The 22,553-nt window shown below is 62.9% G+C and carries 23 protein-coding genes; 16 read left to right on the forward strand and 7 right to left on the reverse strand.

The window, feature by feature from the left end:
* Window positions 1-307: 307 nt before the first annotated feature.
* Window positions 308-859 carry a DUF2269 family protein gene (locus NKH71_RS07475; protein ID WP_023719618.1) on the forward strand — a complete coding sequence of 184 codons (552 nt, stop codon included), beginning with the start codon at window positions 308-310 and terminating at the stop codon, window positions 857-859.
* A gap of 40 nt (window positions 860-899) precedes the next feature.
* On the opposite strand, the gene NKH71_RS07480 is transcribed toward NKH71_RS07475, so the two are convergent.
* Together NKH71_RS07480 and NKH71_RS07485 are read right to left on the reverse strand one after the other, a co-directional pair.
* Window positions 900-1,670 carry a sulfite exporter TauE/SafE family protein gene (locus NKH71_RS07480; RefSeq protein WP_352894710.1) on the reverse strand — a complete coding sequence of 257 codons (771 nt, stop codon included), beginning with the start codon at window positions 1,668-1,670 and terminating at the stop codon, window positions 900-902.
* A 95-nt stretch (window positions 1,671-1,765) separates the two neighbouring features.
* Window positions 1,766-2,215 carry an Lrp/AsnC family transcriptional regulator gene (locus NKH71_RS07485; RefSeq protein ID WP_023719620.1) on the reverse strand — a complete coding sequence of 150 codons (450 nt, stop codon included), beginning with the start codon at window positions 2,213-2,215 and terminating at the stop codon, window positions 1,766-1,768.
* 133 nt (window positions 2,216-2,348) lie between these two features.
* Here NKH71_RS07485 and NKH71_RS07490 point away from each other — a divergent pair, with 133 nt between their 5' ends.
* The 3 genes from NKH71_RS07490 to NKH71_RS07500 are packed head-to-tail and all read left to right on the forward strand — an operon-like array spanning window position 2,349 to window position 5,090.
* Window positions 2,349-3,386, forward strand: coding sequence for a DMT family transporter (locus tag NKH71_RS07490; RefSeq protein ID WP_352787901.1), 1,038 nt, complete (start codon window positions 2,349-2,351; stop codon window positions 3,384-3,386).
* Between the two features lie 23 nt (window positions 3,387-3,409).
* Window positions 3,410-4,057, forward strand: a complete 648-nt coding sequence (locus tag NKH71_RS07495; RefSeq protein ID WP_352787903.1) for a thiamine phosphate synthase — start codon at window positions 3,410-3,412, stop codon at window positions 4,055-4,057.
* 1 nt (window position 4,058) lies between these two features.
* Window positions 4,059-5,090, forward strand: a complete 1,032-nt coding sequence (locus NKH71_RS07500) for a tetratricopeptide repeat protein (RefSeq protein WP_023719623.1) — start codon at window positions 4,059-4,061, stop codon at window positions 5,088-5,090.
* A 45-nt stretch (window positions 5,091-5,135) separates the two neighbouring features.
* Here NKH71_RS07500 and NKH71_RS07505 read toward each other — a convergent pair whose 3' ends face one another.
* On the reverse strand, window positions 5,136-6,152 hold the full coding sequence (locus tag NKH71_RS07505; RefSeq protein WP_023719624.1) for a zinc-dependent alcohol dehydrogenase family protein: 1,017 nt from the start codon (window positions 6,150-6,152) through the stop codon (window positions 5,136-5,138).
* Between the two features lie 95 nt (window positions 6,153-6,247).
* On the opposite strand from NKH71_RS07505, the gene NKH71_RS07510 reads away from it, so the two are divergent.
* The 7 genes from NKH71_RS07510 to NKH71_RS07540 all read left to right on the forward strand — a co-directional run bounded on the left by NKH71_RS07510 (window position 6,248) and on the right by NKH71_RS07540 (window position 12,351).
* The gene (locus NKH71_RS07510) at window positions 6,248-7,120 is read left to right on the forward strand and encodes a LysR family transcriptional regulator (RefSeq protein WP_352480922.1); all 873 of its coding nucleotides are present in this window, start codon (window positions 6,248-6,250) and stop codon (window positions 7,118-7,120) included.
* Between the two features lie 138 nt (window positions 7,121-7,258).
* A complete protein-coding gene (gene efp / locus NKH71_RS07515) occupies window positions 7,259-7,825 on the forward strand; it encodes an elongation factor P (RefSeq protein ID WP_023678016.1) in 567 nt (188 codons plus the stop codon).
* Between the two features lie 81 nt (window positions 7,826-7,906).
* Window positions 7,907-8,707 (forward strand): inositol monophosphatase family protein, encoded by an 801-nt coding sequence (locus NKH71_RS07520; protein WP_023719626.1) that lies wholly within the window; start codon window positions 7,907-7,909, stop codon window positions 8,705-8,707.
* A gap of 99 nt (window positions 8,708-8,806) precedes the next feature.
* A complete protein-coding gene (gene trhA, locus NKH71_RS07525) occupies window positions 8,807-9,514 on the forward strand; it encodes a PAQR family membrane homeostasis protein TrhA (protein ID WP_023719627.1) in 708 nt (235 codons plus the stop codon).
* Window positions 9,515-9,629: 115 nt separating this feature from the next.
* Window positions 9,630-10,655: a MotA/TolQ/ExbB proton channel family protein gene (locus NKH71_RS07530; RefSeq protein WP_023719628.1), complete on the forward strand. Its 1,026-nt coding sequence runs from the start codon at window positions 9,630-9,632 to the stop codon at window positions 10,653-10,655.
* 1 nt (window position 10,656) lies between these two features.
* Window positions 10,657-11,688 (forward strand): peptidoglycan -binding protein, encoded by a 1,032-nt coding sequence (locus tag NKH71_RS07535; RefSeq protein ID WP_352480924.1) that lies wholly within the window; start codon window positions 10,657-10,659, stop codon window positions 11,686-11,688.
* A gap of 264 nt (window positions 11,689-11,952) precedes the next feature.
* On the forward strand, window positions 11,953-12,351 hold the full coding sequence (locus NKH71_RS07540) for a hypothetical protein (RefSeq protein ID WP_352480925.1): 399 nt from the start codon (window positions 11,953-11,955) through the stop codon (window positions 12,349-12,351).
* A gap of 79 nt (window positions 12,352-12,430) precedes the next feature.
* Here the strand turns inward: NKH71_RS07540 and NKH71_RS07545 are convergent, their stop codons facing one another.
* Window positions 12,431-12,781, reverse strand: coding sequence for a DUF1304 domain-containing protein (locus NKH71_RS07545; protein ID WP_352480926.1), 351 nt, complete (start codon window positions 12,779-12,781; stop codon window positions 12,431-12,433).
* Between the two features lie 183 nt (window positions 12,782-12,964).
* Between NKH71_RS07545 and NKH71_RS07550 the strand changes: the two genes are divergently transcribed.
* A complete protein-coding gene (locus NKH71_RS07550; protein WP_352480927.1) occupies window positions 12,965-14,449 on the forward strand; it encodes a carboxypeptidase M32 in 1,485 nt (494 codons plus the stop codon).
* A gap of 206 nt (window positions 14,450-14,655) precedes the next feature.
* A complete protein-coding gene (locus NKH71_RS07555) occupies window positions 14,656-16,683 on the forward strand; it encodes a DUF3857 domain-containing protein (protein WP_352494150.1) in 2,028 nt (675 codons plus the stop codon).
* A gap of 25 nt (window positions 16,684-16,708) precedes the next feature.
* On the opposite strand, the gene NKH71_RS07560 is transcribed toward NKH71_RS07555, so the two are convergent.
* On the reverse strand, window positions 16,709-18,511 hold the full coding sequence (locus NKH71_RS07560; protein ID WP_352480929.1) for an ABC transporter transmembrane domain-containing protein: 1,803 nt from the start codon (window positions 18,509-18,511) through the stop codon (window positions 16,709-16,711).
* A gap of 204 nt (window positions 18,512-18,715) precedes the next feature.
* Between NKH71_RS07560 and rpmE the strand changes: the two genes are divergently transcribed.
* The gene (gene rpmE / locus NKH71_RS07565) at window positions 18,716-18,937 is read left to right on the forward strand and encodes a 50S ribosomal protein L31 (protein ID WP_006327661.1); all 222 of its coding nucleotides are present in this window, start codon (window positions 18,716-18,718) and stop codon (window positions 18,935-18,937) included.
* A gap of 70 nt (window positions 18,938-19,007) precedes the next feature.
* Here the strand turns inward: rpmE and NKH71_RS07570 are convergent, their stop codons facing one another.
* Entirely contained in the window at window positions 19,008-19,715 is a 708-nt protein-coding gene (locus NKH71_RS07570; RefSeq protein ID WP_352787915.1) for a hypothetical protein, read from the reverse strand.
* A gap of 160 nt (window positions 19,716-19,875) precedes the next feature.
* Here NKH71_RS07570 and NKH71_RS07575 point away from each other — a divergent pair, with 160 nt between their 5' ends.
* Entirely contained in the window at window positions 19,876-20,949 is a 1,074-nt protein-coding gene (locus NKH71_RS07575) for a helix-turn-helix domain-containing protein (protein ID WP_352480931.1), read from the forward strand.
* Window positions 20,950-20,965: 16 nt separating this feature from the next.
* On the opposite strand, the gene NKH71_RS07580 is transcribed toward NKH71_RS07575, so the two are convergent.
* The gene (locus NKH71_RS07580) at window positions 20,966-21,607 is read right to left on the reverse strand and encodes a TetR/AcrR family transcriptional regulator (RefSeq protein ID WP_352480932.1); all 642 of its coding nucleotides are present in this window, start codon (window positions 21,605-21,607) and stop codon (window positions 20,966-20,968) included.
* 112 nt (window positions 21,608-21,719) lie between these two features.
* Between NKH71_RS07580 and NKH71_RS07585 the strand changes: the two genes are divergently transcribed.
* Entirely contained in the window at window positions 21,720-22,553 is an 834-nt protein-coding gene (locus NKH71_RS07585) for a Rossmann-fold NAD(P)-binding domain-containing protein (protein WP_352640132.1), read from the forward strand.

Below are 22,553 nucleotides of genomic sequence, written 5' to 3' on the forward strand. Positions count from 1 at the left end.
GACATAGTAAACGCCTGTAAAGCTTAACAAAGCCTTAACGCAGGGCATATTTTTCGATCAAGCGCCCAGCATCTGTGCCGTAACAGCACAGATGGCCGGCTAAGCCGCCGCTCTCACCACCGGCTGGAAAGTGGGGGCGACGCGCTTGCGCCACGGTTCCTCCAGATCGTGACCGACATACCGAAACAGATCCGCTCGCCGCGCGACATCGTTCCGAAACAGGCGCCGCGCTAAACGCCCGCTCCTCGCAACGAGGCGGAGCAAAATTGCGCTCCGGCAATCATCAAAATTTCTCAAGGAGCGAACAATGGACTGGTACTCGGCCGTTAAATTTCTGCACATCGTCTCGGCGATCCTCTGGGTCGGCGGCGGCTTCACCCTGATGCTGCTTGCGGTACGCGCCGACCGCGCTGGAAACGTCGAAGGCATGTTGCAGGCGATGCGCGCCACTGGCGAGCTCGGTAACCGGTTCTTCGCGCCGATGTCGATGCTGACATTGCTCTTCGGCCTCATCATGTGCGGCTTCTGGGTCGGCTTTTCCGATTTGTGGGTGCTGATCGGCCTTGCCGGTTATGCGACGACCTTCTGCATCGGCATGTTCGTCTTCAAGCCGACTGCCGACCGCATGGCAGGCATGATCGCCAAGGATGGCGTGACGCCGGCGGTGCTTGCCCAGGGCCAGCGCGTCCTCAATGCCGCGCGCTTCGACTATTCGGTGATGCTGATGATCATCGCGGACATGGTGCTGAAGCCGACACTGCACGACATCACCATTCTTGGCTGCATGGCGTTCGTGCTGGCAACCGGCGCTGCTCTCGCGCTTGGCAGGACGCGGCCGCTGCTGCCGAGTGCCGCCTGAGGTTTAAGGAATCCGGCGGCGGCCGCCTGGGGCCGCCGTCTTACAGAAGGCCGGCGATGCCGTCCCACAGAAGCTTGACCGCGACGACCGCCACGGTCGCATAGGTGAAGGGATAGAACAGCTCCGGCCGCATCCGCCGCACCAGCCAGGCGCCGGCGATTGTCGACAGCGGCGCCAGCGGCATCAGCACCGCCGACGCGGTCAAATTGGTGGTGTCGAACTGGCCGAGCGCGAAATAGGGGATGAGCTTCAGTGCATTGGTGACGGCGAAGAAGATCGCCGCGGTGCCGGACAGCACCTTCGGATCCAGCCTGATCGGCAACGCATAGACCTGAAAAGGCGGGCCGCCGACATGGGCGACGAAGCTGGTGAACCCGGCAACGGTACCCCAGAAGCCGGCGGCAACGCGGTTGGGCTCCGCCGCGTGGCCGGCACCGTGGCGGAGTTCCAAATAGAGCCAGCGCAGCACGAAGATCAGGGCGACCGCGCCGACGATCAGCCGGACCATCTCTTCGGTTACAAGTGCCGCCGTCAGCCAGCCAAGGGCAATGCCGATCACGGCACCCGGCATCATGTCGGCCAGCATCTTGCGGTCGAAGATACCCCACCATGTCCACACCGAGACAATGTCCATCAGGCACAGAATTGGCAGAAGAATTGCGGCAGCCTGAACCGGCGGCATGGTCAGCGCCATCAATGGCACGCCGACAAAGCCGACGGCGCCGCCGAAGCCGCCTTTCGACAGGCCGACGAGGATGACGGCCGGCATGGCCGCGGCATAGAACCAGGGATCGATGAGCAGGCCTGACATGGGGAAAGGAGGCTGGAGGGAAAGTTGAACTCTGGAATAGACCAGAAATGGCCAGACCGCGACCGCAAATACGTGGGCCACGCCACCGGAGCCCGTCACATATTTGGCATGTCGAGCGGCGGCGGGCGTCTCCGGATCGGCTGCGCCTTGATGATGGCGGTGCTGGTTTCGGCCTTGTCGGCGATGCGGTCGAGAATCCCGTCGAGCTCGCCGATCGAGCGGACGAACAGCCGGGCGACGAAGCAGTCATCGCCCGTCACCTTGTCGCATTCGCCGAATTCCGGGATTTCCTCGATCAGCTTCTGGACGATGTGCAGCTTACCGGGCAACGGCCGGATGCGAACGATCGCCTGCAAGGCGTAGCCGAGCGCCTGCGGATCGATGTCGATGGTGAATGCGCGAATGACGCCGCGATCCTCAAGCCGCCGAAGCCGCTCCGAAACGCTTGGCGACGACAACCCGACCTGCAGCGCCAGTTCCTTCAGCGAGGTCCGTGAATCCCTGACCAGGATATCGAGGAGCTTTCTATCGAGCTCGTCCAGCATTTTACAATTCCAAGAAAAAGCCGATGTTTACCTAATTAAATTAGGTTCGTTCTGCATATCACCAGCTACAAGTCATGGAAAGGCCCATATCTGCCGTGGGATTATAGAATCTCAACGGGTTTCGGGAGCATCCATGGACAACACGGTACGCGGCACGATCGAAATGACTGCGGCGATGGCGATCCTCGGCACGATCGGCTGGTTCGTCGTCCTGTCCGGCCAACCCATCATGGACGTGGTGTTCTGGCGCTGCGCCTTCGGTGCGGTAACGCTGCTGGTTATCTGCACGGCGCTGGGACTGCTGCGCGGCAGGCTGTCGCTTCGCATTGTCGCGATCGCGGCTCTCGGCGGTGCTGCCATCGTTATCAACTGGCTGCTGCTGTTCAGCGCGTTTTCCCGCGCGTCGATCTCGATCGCCACGGCTGTCTACAATACGCAACCCTTCATGCTGGTCGGTTTTGGCGCGCTCTTCTTCTCCGAACGGCTGACGGTGACCAAGCTGACCTGGCTCGGCATCGCCTTCGCCGGCATGCTGCTGATCGTGCAGGCCGCGCCCGATGCAGGCGATCATGGTACGGATTACTTTACCGGCATTGCGATGGCGCTGGCCGCGGCTTTCTTCTGGGCCGTTGCGGCTATCGTCACCAAGAAGCTCAAAGGCACGCCGCCGCACCTGATCGCCCTGATCCAGGTCTGCGTCGGCGTTCTCATGCTGGCACCTTTCGCCAATCTCACCCACCTTCCCGCCGATGCGCGGAGCTGGGTCATGCTGGCGACGCTCGGCATCGTCCATACCGGCCTGATGTACATCCTCATGTACGGCGCCATCCAGAAACTGCCGACGCATCTGCAGGGGTCGCTGTCCTTCATCTATCCAGTCGTCGCCATCCTCGTCGACGTCGTCGCCTTCGGCCACCGGCTGCATCCGGCGCAGATCGCCGGCGCCGCCGCCATCCTGGTCGCCGCCGCCGGCATGAACCTCGGCTGGTCGCTTTGGAAATCGAAAGTGCCTGCGGAGAGCCCGCAAGCGACCAGGCGAGGAGAATTTCGGCCAACGGTAGTCATGCGCCGAGCCCCGATAGATCTAGCCGGCAATCGTGATCCCCCTGCCGCCTGTTCAATCCCCGCACTTTGCTCTATGCCGCAATGCAACCATCTTCGCCCGGCATAGGCGATAACCGGGACCGAACACCAATGAATGACGCAACGCCCCCCAACCGCTGCCGTATCGTGTTGATCGCGCCGCCGAACGTGCCGGCCGAGCGCATCGCCGCAGCCTTCGACGGCGGTGACGTCGCCTCGCTGATCCTGCCGGAAAACGGCATGGACGAGGCCGCCTTCCAGGCCTTTGCCGAGCAGATCGTGCCGGTGGCGCAAGCGGCCGGCATTGCCGTCATCATTGCTGGCGACACCCGCATCGCCGGCCGCGTCCAGGCCGACGGCATCCATGTCGAGGTCGGCAAGGACGAGCTCGCCGAAACGATCGAACACTTCCAGGCCAGGATGATGGTCGGCACCGGCGGCGCCAAGACCCGCGACGACGCGCTGGAACTTGGCGAGGTCAGGCCCGATTATATTTTCTTCGGTCGCTTCGGCTACGACAACAAGCCGGAGCCGCATCCCCGCAACCTGTCGCTCGGGCAATGGTGGGCGGACGTGATCCAGATCCCTTGCATCGTCATGGCCGGATCCGATCTTGCCTCGGTGGAAGCTGTCGCCGCCACCGGTGCCGAATTCGTGGCGCTTTCCAGCGCGGTTTTCGCCGGCGACGTCGATCCGAAGACGGCGGTTGCCACCGCCAACGCGCTGCTCGACGAAACCGCACCGCCCTTCGAGGACTGACGTGCTCTCTCGGACGATCCTTTTCAGCGCTTTTCTCGCAACGGCCGTAACCCAGGCGATAGCGGCGGAACCCGTTCCGCTGCCGCAGCCGAGGCCGGATTCCAGCGAGCCTGCCGACAAGCCGTTTCTCCCACCATTGCCGCAGCCCGCCACCACGGCCCCTTTGCCGTCGGCCGATACCATCAACCCCGACCGCTTCGGCGCAAAACCGTCCGACGCCGCCTACGGCGCCTTTCAGCGCGGCCTCTACAAGACGGCCTACAACCTTGCGATTTCCCGTGCTCAAAACGGCGATCCGGCGGCACAGACGCTGGTGGCCGAGATATTGTCGCGCGGCCTCGGCGTGCCGGTCGACGCGGCAGGGGCGGCGAAGTGGTATGCGCTTGCCGCCGAGCAGGGCATCCCGGAATCGCAATTCCAGTATGCGCTGATGCTGCTCGATGGCCGCTACGTCAAAAAGGACGAGAAGGAGGCCTATGCGCTGATGCAGGCCGCCGCCGAAGCCGGCAACCGCCTGGCGCAGTTTAATTTTGCCCAGCTGATGGTCGAACAGGAGCCCGGCGATGCCGGTATTGCCAAAGCCGTATCCTATTACGAGCGCGCCGCCGCGACCGGGCTTGCCGACGCACAATATGCGATGGCACAGGTCTACGCCAATGGCGCCGGCGGCAAGCCGCGCGACGATGTCCGCGCCCGCGGCCTGCTGGCACAGGCTGCGCGGCAGAACTACGACACGGCGCAGATCGATCTCGCCACCTGGATGATCGAGGGGCGCGGCGGCGCCCGCGACCTGAAATCGGGCTTTAACTGGATGAAGCAGGCCGCAGAAGGCGGCAACGTCGCCGCCCAGAACCGTCTCGCCAAGCTCTACATGAACGGCATCGGCACCGATCCGGATCTGATCCTCGCCGGCGCCTGGTATGTTGTCGCCCGCCGCGCTGGGCTCATCGACCAAGAGATGGATGATTTCCTGCAGGGCCTGACCGACGAGCAGACGCAGCAGGCGCTGCAACGGGCCAATCGCCTGCCCTGACTGTGATCTCGCGACTCATTGCACCCGGACTCGCAAGCGCGAGGCTCATTGCGTATGATCGAGCACGACCTTGCCGAAGGGCGAGCCGTGTTCAAGGTACCGAAAGGCTTCGGCGGCCTGGGTCCACGGTACGACCCGGTCGATCACCGGTCTCAATCGGTTGACGACAATGGCGCGGTTCATCGCCTCGAAGGATTCGCGTGAGCCCACCGGTATGCCTCGCGCCCTGACCTGCCGGCGGAAGATGTCGAGCGGGTTGATGGCGCCGTCACTGCCGCCGAGATAGCCGATGACGTTGATCTGGGCGCCGCGCGCCGCTGCCCTCAGCGATTGTGTAAAACTCTGCGGTCCGCCAACCTCGATGATATGGTCGGCGCCGCGCCCATCCGTCAATCCCAACACGGCCGATGCCCAGTCGGGGACGCTGCGATAGTTCACGCCATCATGCGCGCCCAGTTGCTTTGCCCGTGCAAGTTTCTCGTCGCTGCTCGACGTCACGATGACGCGCGCCCCGGCAGCGGCGGCGAATTGCATCGCAAACAAGGAAACGCCGCCGGTGCCGAGACAAAGTACGGTGTCGCCGGGCTCGACGCTGCCCTCTGTAAACAGCGCGTGCCATGCCGTCACGCCGGCGCAGGGCAGCGTCGCCGCCTCGAAGTCGCTCAGATTGGCCGGCGCCAGCACCGCCGCCTGTTCATCGAGCCGAGCAAATTCGCTGAGCAGCCCGTCGATCGGGCCGCCACGTTGATAGGAGGGCTCGGCCATCGCGAAACTGCCGCCGACCCAGCGCTGCCAGAACGTGCCGCAGACCCGGTCGCCGATCTGGAACCTGCTGACCTCGGCGCCGACGGCTACGACTTCGCCGACGCCGTCCGACAGCGGCACCAGCGGCAATGCAAACTTCGTGTGATAGCTGCCGCGGACGATCTCGGCATCGCGGTAGTTCAGCGCCGTCGCCTTCACCTTCACAATCATCTCTTGGCGCCCTGGTTCAGGCATCGGCCGCTCGACCATTCTGAGATTCTCGAGGCCGCCCGGGCTCTGCAATTCGATCGCTTTCATCGTGTTCCTTCTCTGCTGGTGCTGCCGGAGGAAAATCGCTTGCCATCCATCGGATTTCAAATTCATAATGTTCAGCATAATTATGCCTCTCTGACATGTTCAGGTGTCTCGTGCTCGAAGAACTGAAAACACTGGCCCTCTTTGCCGAGGAGGGTTCGATTCAGAAGGTGGCTCGACGCCTGCCGTTGACGCAGCCGGCCGTCACCCGCCAGATCCAGCGGCTGGAGGAGATGCTCGGCACGGAATTGCTCGACCGCCGGCTAAAGCCGTCGCGACTGACCCCGGCCGGCGTAGAGGTGCTGGCACGCGGCAAGGACATTCTCGCCGCCGTCGACGCGCTGCGATCATTCGCCAGGGGCAACGAGCCGGAGGGTCTGCTGCGGCTCGGCCTCGCCCATGGACTTTGCGACAAAGCCGTGGCCGCCGCCATTGCTGATGCCGTGGCGCGGTTTCCGAAGGTTTCGCTGCGTCTGAAGAGCGGTTGGAGCCTTGAGCTGGCCGACCAGCACAAGCGCGGACAGCTCGACCTCGCCTTCATCCTGGACGGCGGCAATTCCAAAACTGGCGACGGCGTTGTCGGAACCGAGCCCCTCGCCATCATCGCCGCCGAAAACACCGGCCGGCAAGCCGACGTCAAGACCATGCCCTGGGTTCTCAGTCCTGAACCTTGCGACGCGCGCCGGCGGCTGGCGGCTGCCCTTGCCGAGGGCGGCCACAGGTTGATGGTCGGCGCCGAGATTCAGGACAGCGCGCTGCAGATCGACTGGGTTCGTCGAGGCCAAGGCCTTGGCCTGCTGCCCAAGCGGCTGCTGCAGGAAAAGCTGCCGGAGGGCATTGCCCTGGTCGACGCTCCCGGCCTCGAGCTGTCGCTGCGAATTGTCGTCTTGCGTTCGCCGCACCTGCATCTTTTAACAGAGGTAGCCGACGCCATGAGCGCGGCCGTAACCGCCATCGTCAGGACGGACTGAGGCTGCCGCGCCGCGCTGCCGGGCGAGCTTCGTTCCCGCTTCATCGGAAGGCGCTCCTTGCCTCTGCTAGCGATTTGTGGTCTTGGAGGCGCCAAATTGCCCTTTGCGGCGATCATCTCATTTCCGGATCACCTCACCATGGCCAAGATCAATGGCAACGAAATCCGTCCCGGCAACGTCATCGAGCATGATGGCGGCCTTTGGGTGGCGGTCAGGACCAACACCGTCAAGCCCGGCAAGGGCGGCGCCTACAACCAGGTCGAACTCAAGAACCTGATCAACGGCACCAAGCTCAACGAGCGCTTCCGTTCGGCCGAGACGGTCGAGCAGATCCGGCTCGATCTGAAGGATTTTTCCTTCCTCTACGAGCAGGGCGACGCGCTGGTGTTCATGGACACCGAAAGCTACGAGCAGCTCGAATTGCAAAAGGAGTTCGTCGGCGATCGCGCCGCCTTCCTGCAGGACGGCATGATGGTGACGGTCCAGCTCTATGACGAAAGGCCGATCGGCATTTCGCTGCCCGACCAGGTGACGCTGACCATCACCGAGGCCGACCCGGTGGTGAGGGGCCAGACGGCAGCCTCGTCCTACAAGCCGGCGATACTCGAAAACGGCATCCGTGTGCTGGTGCCGCCGTTCATCGGCTCGGGCGAGCGTATCATCGTCGATACCAACGAAATCACTTACGTACGCCGCGCCGACTAAGGCGTGATCCCGAAAAGTGGCAGACTTTTTGGATAGGATCACGCGTCAAAGCAGATAGGCGCAGCGACAGGAAGAAGAGCAATGGCGCGTTCCGCGATCCTCAATGTCATGGTCCAGGCCGCAATGAAGGCCGGCCGCTCGCTGTCGCGCGACTTCGGCGAAGTGCAGAACCTGCAGGTCTCGATGAAGGGGCCGGGCGACTATGTCAGCCAGGCCGACCGCAAGGCCGAAGACATCGTCTTTGCCGAACTGTCCAAGGCGCGGCCCGGCTACGCCTTCCTGATGGAGGAACGCGGCGTGATCGAGGGCGACGACGGCCAGCACCGCTGGATCGTCGATCCGCTCGACGGCACCACCAATTTCCTGCACGGCATCCCGCTGTTCGCGATCTCGATCGCGCTGGAGCGCCAAGGCCAGATCGTCGCCGGCGTCATCTACAATCCGGCGATGGACGAGCTCTACACCGCCGAGCGTGGCGGCGGCGCCTTCATGAACGATCGACGGTTGCGCGTCGCCGGCCGCACCAAGCTGGTCGATGCGGTGATCGGCTGCGGCGTGCCGCATCTCGGGCGTGGCCAGCACGGCAATTTCCTTGTCGAGTTGCGCAATGTCATGGCCGAGGTCTCGGGCGTGCGCAGCCTCGGCTCCGCCTCGCTCGATCTCGCCTACGTCGCCGCCGGCCGCATGGACGGTTTTTGGGAAATCGGCCTGTCGGCCTGGGATATTGCCGCCGGCATGTTGCTGATCCGCGAGGCGGGCGGCTTCGTCTCCGATTTTGCCGGCGGCCAGGACATGCTGACCGCCGGTTCGGTCGTTGCCGGCAACGAACTCATGCAACGCGCGCTGTTGAAGACGGTGAAGAAGCCGCTCCCAGCGCGCTGATGTAGTCGCGCCGCGCTGAAGCGCCGCAGTCGCAAAACCGCAACCAAAGCTTGAAATACTGTCCCGCGGCCGCCCAGATAAGGCGACGCAGGATCATCGATGACGAACAGCCGGCCCACATCCCAGAGCGAATTATCCCAGCTCGACATCCCCTTCATGGGGCGCTGGCATTACTCGCGCGCCGAGATCATCGCCGACGGTATCGTCCACGCCGTGGGCATCGTGCTGGCGATCGCTGCCGGCTCGACGTTGCTGGCACTGGCCGCCTATCGAACCGGCCCCGGCGAATATGTCGCCGCCGCCTTCTATGTGGTCTCGCTGCTCACCGTGCTGTCGGTTTCGCTGGCCTATAATCTGTGGCCGGTATCGTCGCCGGCGAAATGGATATTGCGGCGCTTCGACCATGCGGCGATCTACCTGCTGATCGCTGCGACCTACACGCCGTTCCTTGCCCAGCTCGGCGGCTCGCCGCTGGCTGTTTCGATGATCGTCCTGGTCTGGATCGCCGCGACGGTCGGCATCGCCATCAAGGTCTTTCTCCCCGGCCGTTTCGACCGGCTGGCAATCGTGTTCTATCTCGCCATCGGCTGGAGCGGCATCGTTCTGGTGGAGCCGCTCCTACGGACGCTGCCGGCGACATCGATCGCCCTCATCGTTGCCGGCGGCATCGTCTATTCCTGTGGCGTGATCTTCTTCGCCTGGAAAGGCCTGCGCTTCCACAATGCGCTGTGGCACGGCTTTGTCGTCACCGGCGCCGGCCTGCATCTGGCCGCCATGGTCGACTGCCTGGTCATCAACCGGCTTTGACCTCCGGTCGCGGACAGTGGCAATATTGCCAAGCGCCATTCAATTTCGTCACAATTCCGTTTAGAGTCGCAAACACAATGTGATCGGCGGCGATGGCATCGGAAACGGGGCACGGATGACTTTACTCAGATCCTTCGGCATGGGCAGGCGCTCCGACGTTCTGATCTACGACCCGCACAAATTGTCGAGCCCGCAGGTCTTTCTGCTGACCATGGTGATCTTTCTGTTCATCGTGGCCTTTATCGCCGCCATCCTGACCCGCCAGATCTCGACCGCCTTCGTCACCAATCCCGGCCTCAACGGCCTGATCATCGGCGTGCTGGCGGTCGGCATCCTGCTGGCCTTCGTCCAGGTCGGCCGGTTGTTCCGCGAGGTGCGCTGGGTCAATTCGTTCCGCGCCGGTTCCGAAACCACCGAACCCGTGCTGCTGGCGCCGATGAAGGCGATGATCGGCCGCTCCTCGACGATTGCCTTCTCGACCAGTTCGATGCGCACCATGCTGGATTCGATCGCCACCCGCCTCGACGAAAGCCGCGACACCTCGCGCTACCTTGTCGGGCTGCTGGTGTTCCTCGGCCTGCTCGGCACCTTCTGGGGCCTGCTCAACACGATCGGCTCGATCCGCGAAACCATCGAGTCGCTCGATCCCGGCACCGGCGACGCAGCGGCCGTGCTCGAATCCCTGAAGCAGGGGCTTTCCGCCCCTTTGGCCGGCATGGGCACCGCTTTCTCGTCGTCTCTGTTCGGCCTGTCCGGCTCGCTGGTGCTCGGCTTCCTCGACCTGCAGGCCGGCCGCGCCCAGACGCGCTTCTATACCGAGCTCGAGAACTGGCTGTCCTCGGTCACCGACCTGTCCTCCGACATCGTCGTTGCCGACGCGGCCAAGAGCGAACCCTCCGATGAAATCCGTCTGTTGTCGGAAAAGCTGCGCACCCTGCAGGAGAATGGCGGCGGCTCCAATCCGCGCGTCGCCACCGCCATGGCCAATCTCGCCGACGGCATTTCTGGCCTGGTCAAGAACATGCGCTCGGAACAGCAGATCATGCGCGACTGGGTCGAGGCCCAGTCCGACGAGCAGAAGGCGATGCGCAACACCCTGGAGAAGATCGCCGACGCCTTGAAGAAACCTGGAGTGCATTGACGTGGCGTTGGCACGAGGCCGGCGCTCCGACCGCCGCATCGATTACTGGCCTGGCTTCGTCGATGCGCTGTCGACGCTGCTGTTGGCGATCATGTTCCTGCTCACGGTTTTCGTGCTGGCGCAGTTCCTGCTCGGCCGCGAGATCTCCGGCAAGGACACGGTGCTCAACCGCCTCAACTCCCAGATCAATGAGTTGACCCAGCTTCTGGCGCTGGAGCGCTCGACGACGCAGGACAAGGAGGACACCCTTGCCAATTTGCAGGCCTCGCTGTCTGCATCGGAGGCGGAAAAGAGCCGGCTCGAACAATTGCTGGCGCAAGGCGCTGGCGCCGGCGACGCCGCCAACCAGCGCGCAACGGCACTTTCCGGCGAGCTCGACAGCCAGCGCCAGATCAGTCAACAGGCACTGAGCCAGGTTGAAATCCTCAACCAGCAGATCGCGGCGCTACGCAGGCAAATCGGAGCGCTCGAAGAAGCGCTCAACGTGTCCGAAACGCGCGATCGCGAGTCCAACACCAAGATTGCCGATCTCGGCCGCCGCCTCAACGTCGCGCTGGCGCAACGCGTGCAGGAACTGAACCGCTACCGCTCCGATTTCTTCGGCCGCTTACGTGAAATTCTCGCCGACCGCGAGAACATCCGCATCGTCGGCGACCGCTTCGTCTTCCAGTCGGAAGTGCTTTTCCCGACCGGCTCCGAAGTGATCAACGATGCCGGCAAGGTCGAAATGAAGAAGCTCGCCGATGCCATCATCGAATTGCAGAAGGAGATCCCGCCGGAGATCAACTGGGTGCTGCGCGTCGACGGCCACACCGACAACAAGCCGCTCTCCGGCACCGGCCGCTACCGCGACAATTGGGAATTGTCGACGGCGCGCTCGACGTCGGTGGTCAAGTTCCTGATCGAGAACGGCGTCCCGGCCAACCGGCTGGTCGCCGCCGGCTTCGGCGAATTCCAGCCGCTCGACCCCGCCGATACCGAAGAGGCGCGCAACAAGAACCGCCGCATCGAGCTGAAGCTGACCGAGCGGTGATCTGCAAGCCTTTGGCTCGTTACATGCACCGGATCGAGCCGGCTCAAGTCGGCGGCATCTAGGGCACTGGTGCGGCAGCGGCAAGAGCTGAAAAAATTACCTTTTTTTAATTACACTTTGCCACCACCACCTTTTAGCCTTGGTCATGGGCCGAGAACCGCCGGCGGTGGAACCGCTCATCGCGACGCGACGGAACCTGACGGCCCGCGGCCGGAAGGCGGGCCCCTCCCAACCACCGCCTTCCCCAGTAAAGGAGACGCAACCATGCGCTTCTTCGCTCCCAGGAACCTCAGGACTGCTACGCTCGCCACACTTCTCCTCGCCGTTCCGTTTGCTGGCGCTTACGCCGGCCCGCGTGTGACGGCCTTGATCAATCAGATCCAGAGCGTGGAGACGGGTATCCAGGGCGCCATCCGGGCGAACAAGCTCGAGCCGGGCGAGGCGCGTGACTTGCGCACGCAGGTCGCTCAACTCGATCGGGCCGCCCAGAGGGCCGCGCGCGATGGAACGATGCCGAGCACGCAATATCAGCAGTTGCTGGCGCAGCTCGACGATGTCAGCCAAAAGCTACGCGCTGATACCGGCAGTGCCTTCCTCATCGGCAACGGCGGCGATGGCGGATACTATCCTAACGGCTACGGCCCAAACTATCCAGGCGGCTGAGATCGGCCGCAGCGCCCGGCGCTGTGGCAATTGATTTTGCGTATGATCCTTTTCCAGTTTTCGGTTCAGGGATCATGCGCTAGCCCAACGCCAGCGCAATCAGCGCCAGCATTGCCGGCACTGTCTGGATGAACAGGATTTTACGGCCCACCGTCGCCGCGCCGTAGAGACCGGCGACGGCGACGCAGAGCAGGAAGAAGACTTTGAACTGGAAACCGGCTTCGCCGAGGTAAAGCCCCCAGATCAGCCCGGCTGCGAGAAAACCGTTGTAAAGTCCCTGATTGGCCGCAAGCACTTTCGAGGCACTGGCGAATTCCGGCGTCAGCTTGAATACCATGTGGCCGCGCGGCGTGTCCCACAGCACCGTCTCCAGATAGACGATGCAGAGGTGGATCACGGCCACCAGCCCGACCAGCACATTGGCGATCATATCTCGTCTCCCCCATTGCGGTCTGCCGCCGCCGACGACATTGATCACGCACGCCACGCTTCCGCAAGATGCCGTTCGGCCGTTGCGGCCGGCAGTCAATGCATCGGTCGCAGACGGTCTTCAGGGGTTGCCAACACTTTTGCGTTGGTATCTTTTCCCGCCGTCAAATCAGCGGAACCCACCATGTCCTTTCAAAAACTCGACGACCTCGGCCACAAGCTCGAAGCGCTGGAACATGCCCTCGCCATTCTCGGCGCCGACGAGGCGACCCATATGGCGGTCGGCGGCGGCGAGAAGCGCGCCGAGGCGATGTCGGCGCTTGCCGGCATGCACCACACCCAGGCGACTGCGCCGGAGATTGCCGACTGGATCGCGGCGGCCGAGCAGGAGGCGTTGAACGAAGAGCAGCAGGCCGCGGTCAGGGAATTCCGCCGGCAGTACACCAACCTGACCTGCCTGCCGGTCGAGTTCGTCGAGCGCCAGACGACTGTACGCATGCGCTCCGAGCAGCTCTGGCGCGACCTGCGCGCCAAGAACGACTGGGCCGGCTTCCTGCCGGCACTCGAAGGCGTCGTGGCGCTGGTCCGCGAGGAGGCGACACTTCGCGCCGAGGTGCTCGGGCTCGAGCCTTACGACGCGCTGATGGAGCAATATGACCCGGGCAATCGCACCGCCGACATCACGCCGGTGTTTGCCGAGTTGAAGGCCTTCCTGAAAGGCTTCGTACCGGAGGCACTGGCCGTGCAGGAAGAGCGGCTGGCGAAACATCCGCTAAAGCCGCTTTCCGGCAGCTACCCCTTGGACAAGCAGCGCGAGCTTGGCCTCGCCATGATGGCGGCAGTCGGCTTCGACCTCACCCACGGCTCGCTGTCGGTTTCGCACCATCCCTTCTGCGGCGGCGTGCCGAGCGACGTGCGCATCACCACCCGCTACAAGACCTCGGATTTCCTGTCGGCGTTGATGGGCGTGCTGCACGAGACCGGCCATGCGCTGTACGAGCAGAACCTGCCGAAGGCGTGGGCACACTGGCCGCTCGGCAGAGCGCGCGGCATGGCGGTGCATGAAAGCCAGAGCCTGTTCGTCGAAAAGCAGATCGGCCGCAATCCAGAATTCTGGCGCTGGGCGCTGCCGGTGGTCGAAAGGCACCTCGGCGAGAGCTGGACGATCGACGACATCCTGCCGCATGTGCACCGGGTCGAGCGCGGCCTGATCCGCGTCGATGCCGACGAGGTCACCTATCCGCTGCACATCATCCTGCGCTACGAGCTGGAGCAGGAGCTTGTCTCGGGGCGGCTTGAGGCAGCCGACCTGCCCGAGGCCTGGGATGCCAAGATGCGCGATTATCTCGGCCTGTCGACATCAGACAATCCGGCTGATGGTCCGATGCAGGACGTCCACTGGCCGGGCGCCGCCTTTGGCTATTTCCCTTCCTATACGCTGGGCGCCATGATGGCGGCGCAGCAATGGGCGGCACTGACCAGAGATCATCCTTCAGCCGACGAAGACCTCGCCAAGGGAGATTTCGCCGCGATCAACGACTGGCGCCGCAAAAGGATCTGGTCGCAAGGCTCGCGCTGGTCGACGCCGGAACTGCTCGAACGCGCCACGGGCGAAAAGCTCAATGCCGTGCATTTCACCGATCATCTGAAGAAGCGGTACGGTAACTGAGTCGCTTCGTCTGTTCCTGGTTCTTGCTGCGGTGACTGCAGAAATCCGCGAAACTGGCCTTTACTTTGGCAGGAAAGCCTCTGAAAAAGGAGTTCTTCCAAGTTGGGCGAGCGTAGATGTCTGCCTGTTACAGTTTTCGTAGGATGAAGTCTTTCTGGCCCCGCTTGGTATTTTTCATCTTGTTGATCGGCCTGAGTTCTCCGGCCATGTCCGACGACATGGTTCTCAAGGGCCCCGCGGAAAGCTGGGTAATGCAGGTTGATATTCCGGCTGCCGATCCCACCCGATCGGATCAAATCAAGAATGGCGTTTCATGGCTGCTCTCGGACGACCAGATCAAGCATCGCGCCGGCGGCTATGTCGAGTACTCGCGCACAGTCTATAAAATCGTTGACCGTCCCGGGCTGGATCGGGGCGCGAGTATCGATCTGCAATTCGATCCGTCCCGGCACAAGGTCACGCTCAACCATCTTCACATCATCCGCGACGGCGCCGTTTTGGACCGGCTGGAAGACGTCGAATTCGACATCTTCCGCAGGGAAAGAGATGCCGAGAAAGGCGTCTTCGACGGCTGGCTGACAGCACATGTCAACATCGATGACGTGCGCGCCGGCGACATCGTTGATTACGGATCGACCTATGAGATAACGCCGCTCGTTGGCAAGGATCTCTTCTTCAAGAATTTCTCCACCGAATGGGAAGAGCCGGTAGCGCTTATCCGCACGAGCATCATTTGGCCTTCGGGCCAGCCGCTCGAGACCAAGACAAGGGGGACCCAACTCAAGCCTTCGATCTCGTCGACAGGGCCGGACACGACCTATCTGTGGGAAATTCCAAACCCGAAACCGGTCAATGTCGAGGACAACCTGCCCGTGACATATCCAGGCTGGGGCTCTATCGATGTCGCATCGACCGCGAATTGGCAAAGTGTGGTCGATGCTGTTGCGCCCTATTACAAGCCAGCGACCGTTTTTCCCTCGGCTTTTGCCGCAAAGCTCGACGACATCGCACTGCGGCATCCAGTGCCCGAAGACCGGATGGTCGAGGCAATGCGGTTGGTGCAGGACCAGATCCGCTATGTAAGCCTGTCGATGGGTGCCGGTTCCTACATTCCGCGTGATCCCGCGACCGTCATCCTGAGCGGGTTTGGTGACTGCAAGGACAAGGCACTGCTGCTGGTTTCTTCGCTTGTGCGGCTTGGCATTGCTGCCGAGGTTGCCCTGGCCGATCTCGACGAAGGGCGGGCCCTGGACCAGCATCTGCCGGCGCTTCGCGATTTCGACCATGCCATCGTCAAGGCGAGGATCGGAACAAAGACATATTGGCTGGATGCTACCGACTATCTTCAGGGCGGCAAGGCGCCCAATCTCGCACAGTCGGACTACGGCTTCGCGCTGCCGCTTTCCAGCACCGGCGGATTGGAGAAGATGCCGAGTCCTGTGCTTACCAGCCCATCGATCCAGATCGCCGAGGACTTCGATTTTCCGCGGAAACCGGGCGATCCCCTCGTGCTGACGGTCTTCTCGACATATCAGGACGCCGATGCCGATTGGATGCGCGGCAATTTGGCCAGCCGGTCGCTGAGCGAGGTGTCGGACGCCTACCTGAAATACTACAACAAGCAATATCCGGGCATCCAAACCGTCGCCAAGCCGGAAATCGTGGATCGCCGCGACGACAACATAGTGAGCGTGAAGGAAAGTTATCGCTTGCCGGCAGAGGCGCTGGCGGCCAACGATCTGGCAAAGAATTTCCCGATCCGCGCGGCCGATCTCGGCAACAACTCTCTTCCAACCCCGACAATCGTCGACCGAACCGGGCCAGTCTCCATCGGCCCCCAGTTCTACCGGCGTCACAAGATAACGGTGCGCAACCTCAAGGCGAGGTTTTCCGGCGAGTCGATGAAAAACGTCGTGACGCCCTATCTGTCTCTCAAGGCGTCCTGGTCCAACACGCCCACCGAATTTCAAGTCGAATGGAACTTTCAGAGCCTGGCAACTGAAGTGCCGGCCAAGGCGATTGCCGACTATCTGAAAACCGTCGATGACGTCGCGGACGAAATCCGGTGGCAGTACGATTTTACCTATGAAGAGCCGCCTGCCGATGTGCAGCTCAGCGATCCGGCAAAGGAGCAGCGACAGACCGTCGCCAGCATGCTTTTGTTGTCGTTGCTTGTCGGCGTTCCCCTGTTCATCGCCTATCGACGCGGCAAACGCCGAGCTTTCGGTAGCTGAAGAATCCCAGCGGTCGCTGGGGGACCTACTCGGCCGCGCCCCTGAAGGCATTCGCCCCGGTTTCGAACTGCAGCTTGGCCAGCCGCGCATAGATGCCGCCCTTGGCGACCAGGCTCTGATGCGTGCCTTCCTCGACGATGCGGCCGCCATCCATGACCAGGATGCGATCGGCCTTCAGCACGGTTGCCAGCCGATGGGCGATGACGATCGTGGTACGCCCCTGCATCAGCCGGTCGAGCGCCGTCTGCACCAGCGTCTCGCTTTCGGCATCGAGTGCCGAGGTCGCCTCGTCGAGCAGAAGGATCGGCGCATCGCGCAAAATGGCGCGGGCGATCGCCACGCGCTGGCGCTGGCCGCCCGACAGCGTCACCCCGCGCTCGCCGACCTGGCTGTCATAGCCCTTTTCGAGTTTCAGGATGAACTCGTCGGCAAGCGCGTCTTTCGCCGCCGCCTCGATCTCGGCCTGGCTGGCGCCAGGCCGGCCAAAGCCGATATTGTCGCGCGCGCTTGCGGCAAAGATGGTGACATCCTGCGGCACGATGGCTATGCGCGCGCGGATCGCGGCCGGATCGGCCTCGCGCAGATCGACTCCGTCGATGACGATCCTGCCGGCTTCCGGATCGTAGAAGCGCAGAAGCAGCGAAAACACGGTGCTCTTGCCGGCGCCGGATGGTCCGACGATCGCCACCGTCTCGCCGGGTTTGACCTGAAAGCTGAGGCCATGGACGGCGGCGCGGTCGGGCCGGGCCGGATAGGAGAAGGAGACATCGTCGAAGCTGATCGCGCCTCTCGCCTTTGCCGGCAGCGGCTTCGGATCGGCGGGCGCCTGGATCGCGGGTTTCTCGGCCAGGATCTCGGTCAGCCGTTCGGCAGCGCCTGCTGCCTGGGACAGTTCGCCCCAGACCTCCGACAAGGCGCCGAGCGCGCCAGCAGCGAACACCGAATAGAGCAGGAATTGGCCAAGCGTACCTGGCGACAGCGTGCCGTCGAGCACGTCGCGCGAACCGAACCACAGCACCGCCACCACCGAGGAAAAGATCATGAAGATGGCGAAGAAGGTGAGAAAGGAGCGGGCAAAGATCGAGGCCCGCGCCGCTTCGAACGCTGCTTCCACGGCGGATGAAAAATACCCGGTGACAAGCTTCTCGTTGGTGAAGGCCTGCAGGGTGCGGACCGCGCCGATCTGCTCGCTGGCATAGGCGGTGGCATTGGCCAGAGTATCCTGCGCCAGCCGTGACTTGCGCCGCACCGAGCGGCCGAAGGCGACCAGCGGCAGCACGATTAACGGAATGGCCGCGATGACCAGGCCGGACAGTTTTGGGCTGGTGAAGACCATCATCGCCACGGCGCCAAGGCCGAGGATGACGTTGCGCAAAGCCACCGAGGCGGTAGCACCCACGGCCGATTTGACCTGTGTCGTGTCGGCGGCGAGCCGCGAGACGATCTCGCCCGACTGGGCCGTGTCGAAGAAGGAGGGCGACAGCGTCGTGACGTGGGCAAAGACATCGCGGCGGATATCGGCAACGACGCGCTCGCCCAGCGTGATGACGAAATAGTAGCGGCTGGCAGACGCCGCCGCCAGCACGGCGGCCATCACCACCAGCATGGCGAAATATTCGGCAATGAAGCTGGAATCGGAAGCGGAAAAGCCGTGATCGATCATCCGCCGCACGGCCAGTGGCAGCGCCAGCGTCGTCGCCGCCGCGACGGCCAGCGAGATGATCGCGCCGATGACCATTTTGCGGTAATGGGTGATGTAGGGAAACAGGCGCTGCAGCGGCCTCAGCGAGCGCCTGCGCTCGTCTGCATCGCCGCTGATGTTCGCCATGACCGTGTCCTTTGGCCTTTTGAGGTTTGCGCCATCAATATGCGCTTGCCGCGGCCTTGTGATTCAATTCCGGCTGATGTATAGGCTCGCCGACCGTTTTAGAAGCCGTGGCTCCTCAATAGCTGCGGCTTCGAGTTTTAAAAAGGGGCGCATCGACGCAGGCTTCAGCCCGTCGGCAGCACCCGGCAAGCCAGGAACAGAACCATGAAGACCGACATCCATCCCGACTACCACACCATCAAGGTCGTCATGACCGACGGCACCGAATACATGACCCGTTCGACCTGGGGCAAGGAAGGCGATACGATGAACCTCGATATCGACCCGACGACCCATCCGGCCTGGACCGGCGGCCAGCAGACCCTGCTCGACCGCGGCGGCCGCCTGTCGAAGTTCAAGAAGCGCTTCGAAGGTTTTGGCCTGTAAGGTCGAAGAACGCTCAAGCCGCATTGGCTGCCTGCAGATAAAAAACCCGCCCTTGTGGCGGGTTTTTTATTCAGCGGATCGTCGCGCGAACGAAATCGCCCTTGATGACGATCGAGGGTTTGGCGCCGGCGGTGTTGGGAAGCGAACTGTCGACGAAGGACGCCAATGCTGTCACCGAATAGCTGATCGGAACCTGCTGGCCGAAGGACAGCGTGGCATCCAGCGCCTTGCCGGCAATCGCGATGTTTTCGTCCTGCCGGATGCTGCCATAGAAGAGATTGACCTTCAGCGCCTCGCCCTTGAGATCGATGCTCGAAGCATGCCCGTCGAGTGAAACATCGGCGGCCTTGCCGGCGATGGCGATAGTAGAGAAATTCCCCGCCGTGTTGGCTTGCAGCGCCGCTTGGTCGATCGACACGGAACTCTCGGGTTGGATGTTGGCGTTGATCTCGACCACGCAGTCCGAAGGATCCAGCCACGAGGAGGGAGCAACATCGATGCGTAGCGTCGAGGCCACCAGCTTCATGTCGCTGGCGGAACGGCAGTCACTGGCGAACCAACTCGAATACCAGCTCGCAAACCAGCCTTCACGGCGGCCGCTGATCGTCGCGTGGTAGGGTGCCGCGGACGAAGTGGTGAGCTTGACGGAACTGGCTTCGCCGGTGATGACGACGGCGCTCACCCCGACGAGATCGAGCGTCTTGGAGGCCTCACCGGTCGCCGGCGATGCCAGGGCAACGCCGGCAAAAGGCAGCAAGACGAGAATTGCGGATTTCATCATTGTCTCCGATCATGTTGGGCGGTCGCGACTGGACCGTGGCGTTGTCGAGATGATCTGAAACGTCGATTTCCGCGACCTTGATCGCGATCCGGGACGACCGCGAACGCAATCCGGGTCATTGTCGGCCGCTGCCCGCTTTGGAACCACGCTTGCGATCATGATCTTCATTCCCCTGCCATTCGTCGTTGCCCTGTTGCTGGTCATCCTGCTCGTGCAGATGGTCCGCCGAAACGAGGCCGATCTGCGTGAAAACATCGCCTTCATGCTGCTGATCGCCGCCTATGCCTTGCAGTCGGTGCTGATCGGCATTCGCTGGGGTTATGATGTCAGGGCAATCATGCCGTTCCAGTCGGTCCTGGCGACACTGATCGCACCCCTTGCCTGGATAGCCTTCAGCGGTTTGACAAAGGAACCGTCCGCGCATCGCCTGGCATCACTCTGGCCGCATTTGCTGCCGGCCTGCCTGGTTGTCCTGCTCCTGATCTTCTGGCGCGAGCCGGTCGGGCCGGTGATCATCCTCGTTTTCCTGTCCTATGGCGCCGCCCTTCTTTGGCTAGCGCTGGCCGGTCCGGATGTTCTTGTCGAATCGCGTCTCGACGGCGTCTTGCGGTCCTACCGATCGCTGTTGGTGACGGCGCTGGCGATCCTTGCATCGCCGGTCACCGACATCATCATCAGCTTCGACCTCGAATGGACAGGTGGCACTCATTCCGGCGCGGTGATTGCCGCCGCCAACGTCCTAGCGCTGATGCTGCTCGGCAGCGCGGCCGCTGTTGCCAGCGAAACCGCTGCTTCCGACGAAGAGGAAGAGGATGTGTCGCACGCCCAAACCACGCCACGGGTGACCAGCGAAGATTCCGCGGTCGCGGCGGCGGTCGACGCGCTGATGACATCGAAATATCTCTACAAGGATGTCGATCTCAACCTCGGGCGCATCGCCAGGCGGCTCGGCCTCCCCGCACGGCAAGTGTCATCGGCGGTCAATCGCGTCCACGGATCGAGCGTATCCCAATACGTCAACGGCAGGAGGATCGATGAGGCCCGCCGCTTGCTCGCGGCGACCGACGAACCGATCACCCGCATCATGCTCGACGCCGGTTTCCTCAGCAAATCGAACTTCAACCGTGAGTTCCTGCGCATCACCGGCCTGAGCCCGAAGGCATGGCGGCGGAAGTATCGGCCGCCGAAGGGCACGATGCCGGCCATCTCCTTGCCAGGCAAGGGAAAATGAATGCGCGCGGCGCCGGTCAAGCGCCGAGCAACTCTCGCAGAGCCATCCGCTTGTAGGCCGCAACCAGCCTGTCACCCTCTTGCCGGTCGACCGAAATCGCAAGCCGCATTGCGGCCTCGCCCATCTGCCAGATGAGAAATGCCGTGGTTTCCAGCGCTTCCGGATCGGCGGACGGCCGCAACCGCTTCAGCACCGTGGTGAGGAATTCGGCGTTGGCCCGGCTGTCGGCAAGCTCAAGCTCGCGCAATGCTTTGTCGGCCTGTGTCCCCGACCAGATGTCGCGCATCACCGGCTCGGCCAGGAATAACCGGTAGTAGATATCCACCAGCTCCGAAAACGCCTGGCGCAAGCCGTCGGCGTCACTGACGTCGGCGAGTGCCGCCGCGATGCAGGCCTGGCTTTCGGCGGTGTAGCGTTCGGCCAGCGCCCAAATGATTGCCCGCTTGTCCGGGAAGAACTGGTAGAGCGAGCCGATCGACACGCCAGCCCTCTCGGCCACCTCGCCCATGCGCATCGCATCGCTGCCTTGCTCGGCGATCAGCGCCGACGCTGCGGCCAGCATGCGCTCGACCCGCTCGCGGCTACGCTGCTGGCTCGGCGTTCGGCGCGGCGATGCGATCTGGCCATCCTGTGAATCCGATACGGCAGAGCCTTCCATCACTGTCTCCAGGCGAACAATCAACCAATTGGCTTGACTCGCAAAATACGAGGGTTTATCACGTTTGGCAAATGTGAGGATTGCTCACATTTGCAAACTGAGGAAAATCGACATGAACCCTACTGTAACGAAACCAACTTTGATCCTCGGCGGCACCGGCAAGACCGGCCGCCGTCTCGCCGAGCGGCTGACGGCGCGGGGCCTGCCGGTGCAGATCGGCTCGCGCTCGGGTACGCCGCCCTTCGACTGGGAAAATAGCACGACCTGGGAGCCCGCGCTTGATGGTGTCGGCGCCGTCTACATCAGCTACTATCCTGATCTTGCGGTGCCCGGCGCGGCCGACACCGTCGGCGCCTTCTCTCGTCTTGCCGTGGAGTGTGGTGTGCGCCGGCTGGTACTGCTGTCGGGGCGCGGCGAAACGGAAGCACAGCGCGCCGAAGAGATGCTCAAAGCTTCAGGCGCCGATTGGACGATCCTGCGCTGCGCCTGGTTTTCCCAGAACTTCAGCGAAGGCTTCCTCGTCGAATCTTTGCAGGAGGGCGAGGTGGCGTTGCCGGTCGGCAGTGTGGGCGAACCATTTGTGGATGCCGACGATATCGCGGAGGCCGCCTTTACCGTACTAACCCGGCAAGGACATGTCGGAGAGCTCTATGAGCTGACCGGGCCGCGGCTGCTGAGCTTTGCCGACGCGGTCGCCGAGATCGGCAGGGCCGCAGGCCGCGACATCCGTTTCAAGCGGGTTTCCCATGCCGAGTTCACCGCCGCCATAGCCGAGCACGAGTTGCCGGCCGAGTTCGCCTGGCTGCTCAACGAGCTGTTCACCGAAGTGCTCGACGGCCGCAACGAAACGCTGACCGACGGCGTCCAGCGCGTGCTCGGCCGCGCCCCAAAAGACTTTTCCACCTACGCAACCGAAACCGCCGCCACGGGCATCTGGAGGAACTGA

Origin of the sequence: Mesorhizobium sp. M0983, assembly GCF_040318975.1 — a bacterium.
Lineage (GTDB): Bacteria > Pseudomonadota > Alphaproteobacteria > Rhizobiales > Rhizobiaceae > Mesorhizobium.

What these genes read in the sequence shown, in the direction of transcription:
- NKH71_RS07585 (WP_352640132.1), top strand. Translation starts at nt 21,720, where the DNA reads ATGAACCCTACTGTAACGAAACCAACTTTGATCCTCGGCGGCACCGGC.
- NKH71_RS07490 (WP_352787901.1), top strand. Translation starts at nt 2,349, where the DNA reads ATGGACAACACGGTACGCGGCACGATCGAAATGACTGCGGCGATGGCG.
- NKH71_RS07575 (WP_352480931.1), top strand. Translation starts at nt 19,876, where the DNA reads ATGATCTTCATTCCCCTGCCATTCGTCGTTGCCCTGTTGCTGGTCATC.
- NKH71_RS07495 (WP_352787903.1), top strand. Translation starts at nt 3,410, where the DNA reads ATGAATGACGCAACGCCCCCCAACCGCTGCCGTATCGTGTTGATCGCG.
- NKH71_RS07530 (WP_023719628.1), top strand. Translation starts at nt 9,630, where the DNA reads ATGACTTTACTCAGATCCTTCGGCATGGGCAGGCGCTCCGACGTTCTG.
- NKH71_RS07485 (WP_023719620.1), bottom strand. Translation starts at nt 2,215, where the DNA reads ATGCTGGACGAGCTCGATAGAAAGCTCCTCGATATCCTGGTCAGGGAT.
- NKH71_RS07555 (WP_352494150.1), top strand. Translation starts at nt 14,656, where the DNA reads ATGTCCGACGACATGGTTCTCAAGGGCCCCGCGGAAAGCTGGGTAATG.
- NKH71_RS07520 (WP_023719626.1), top strand. Translation starts at nt 7,907, where the DNA reads ATGGCGCGTTCCGCGATCCTCAATGTCATGGTCCAGGCCGCAATGAAG.
- rpmE (WP_006327661.1), top strand. Translation starts at nt 18,716, where the DNA reads ATGAAGACCGACATCCATCCCGACTACCACACCATCAAGGTCGTCATG.
- NKH71_RS07510 (WP_352480922.1), top strand. Translation starts at nt 6,248, where the DNA reads ATGTTCAGGTGTCTCGTGCTCGAAGAACTGAAAACACTGGCCCTCTTT.
- NKH71_RS07580 (WP_352480932.1), bottom strand. Translation starts at nt 21,607, where the DNA reads ATGGAAGGCTCTGCCGTATCGGATTCACAGGATGGCCAGATCGCATCG.
- NKH71_RS07550 (WP_352480927.1), top strand. Translation starts at nt 12,965, where the DNA reads ATGTCCTTTCAAAAACTCGACGACCTCGGCCACAAGCTCGAAGCGCTG.
- NKH71_RS07505 (WP_023719624.1), bottom strand. Translation starts at nt 6,152, where the DNA reads ATGAAAGCGATCGAATTGCAGAGCCCGGGCGGCCTCGAGAATCTCAGA.
- NKH71_RS07480 (WP_352894710.1), bottom strand. Translation starts at nt 1,670, where the DNA reads ATGTCAGGCCTGCTCATCGATCCCTGGTTCTATGCCGCGGCCATGCCG.
- NKH71_RS07475 (WP_023719618.1), top strand. Translation starts at nt 308, where the DNA reads ATGGACTGGTACTCGGCCGTTAAATTTCTGCACATCGTCTCGGCGATC.
- trhA (WP_023719627.1), top strand. Translation starts at nt 8,807, where the DNA reads ATGACGAACAGCCGGCCCACATCCCAGAGCGAATTATCCCAGCTCGAC.
- NKH71_RS07540 (WP_352480925.1), top strand. Translation starts at nt 11,953, where the DNA reads ATGCGCTTCTTCGCTCCCAGGAACCTCAGGACTGCTACGCTCGCCACA.
- NKH71_RS07560 (WP_352480929.1), bottom strand. Translation starts at nt 18,511, where the DNA reads ATGGCGAACATCAGCGGCGATGCAGACGAGCGCAGGCGCTCGCTGAGG.
- NKH71_RS07545 (WP_352480926.1), bottom strand. Translation starts at nt 12,781, where the DNA reads ATGATCGCCAATGTGCTGGTCGGGCTGGTGGCCGTGATCCACCTCTGC.
- efp (WP_023678016.1), top strand. Translation starts at nt 7,259, where the DNA reads ATGGCCAAGATCAATGGCAACGAAATCCGTCCCGGCAACGTCATCGAG.
- NKH71_RS07570 (WP_352787915.1), bottom strand. Translation starts at nt 19,715, where the DNA reads ATGAAATCCGCAATTCTCGTCTTGCTGCCTTTTGCCGGCGTTGCCCTG.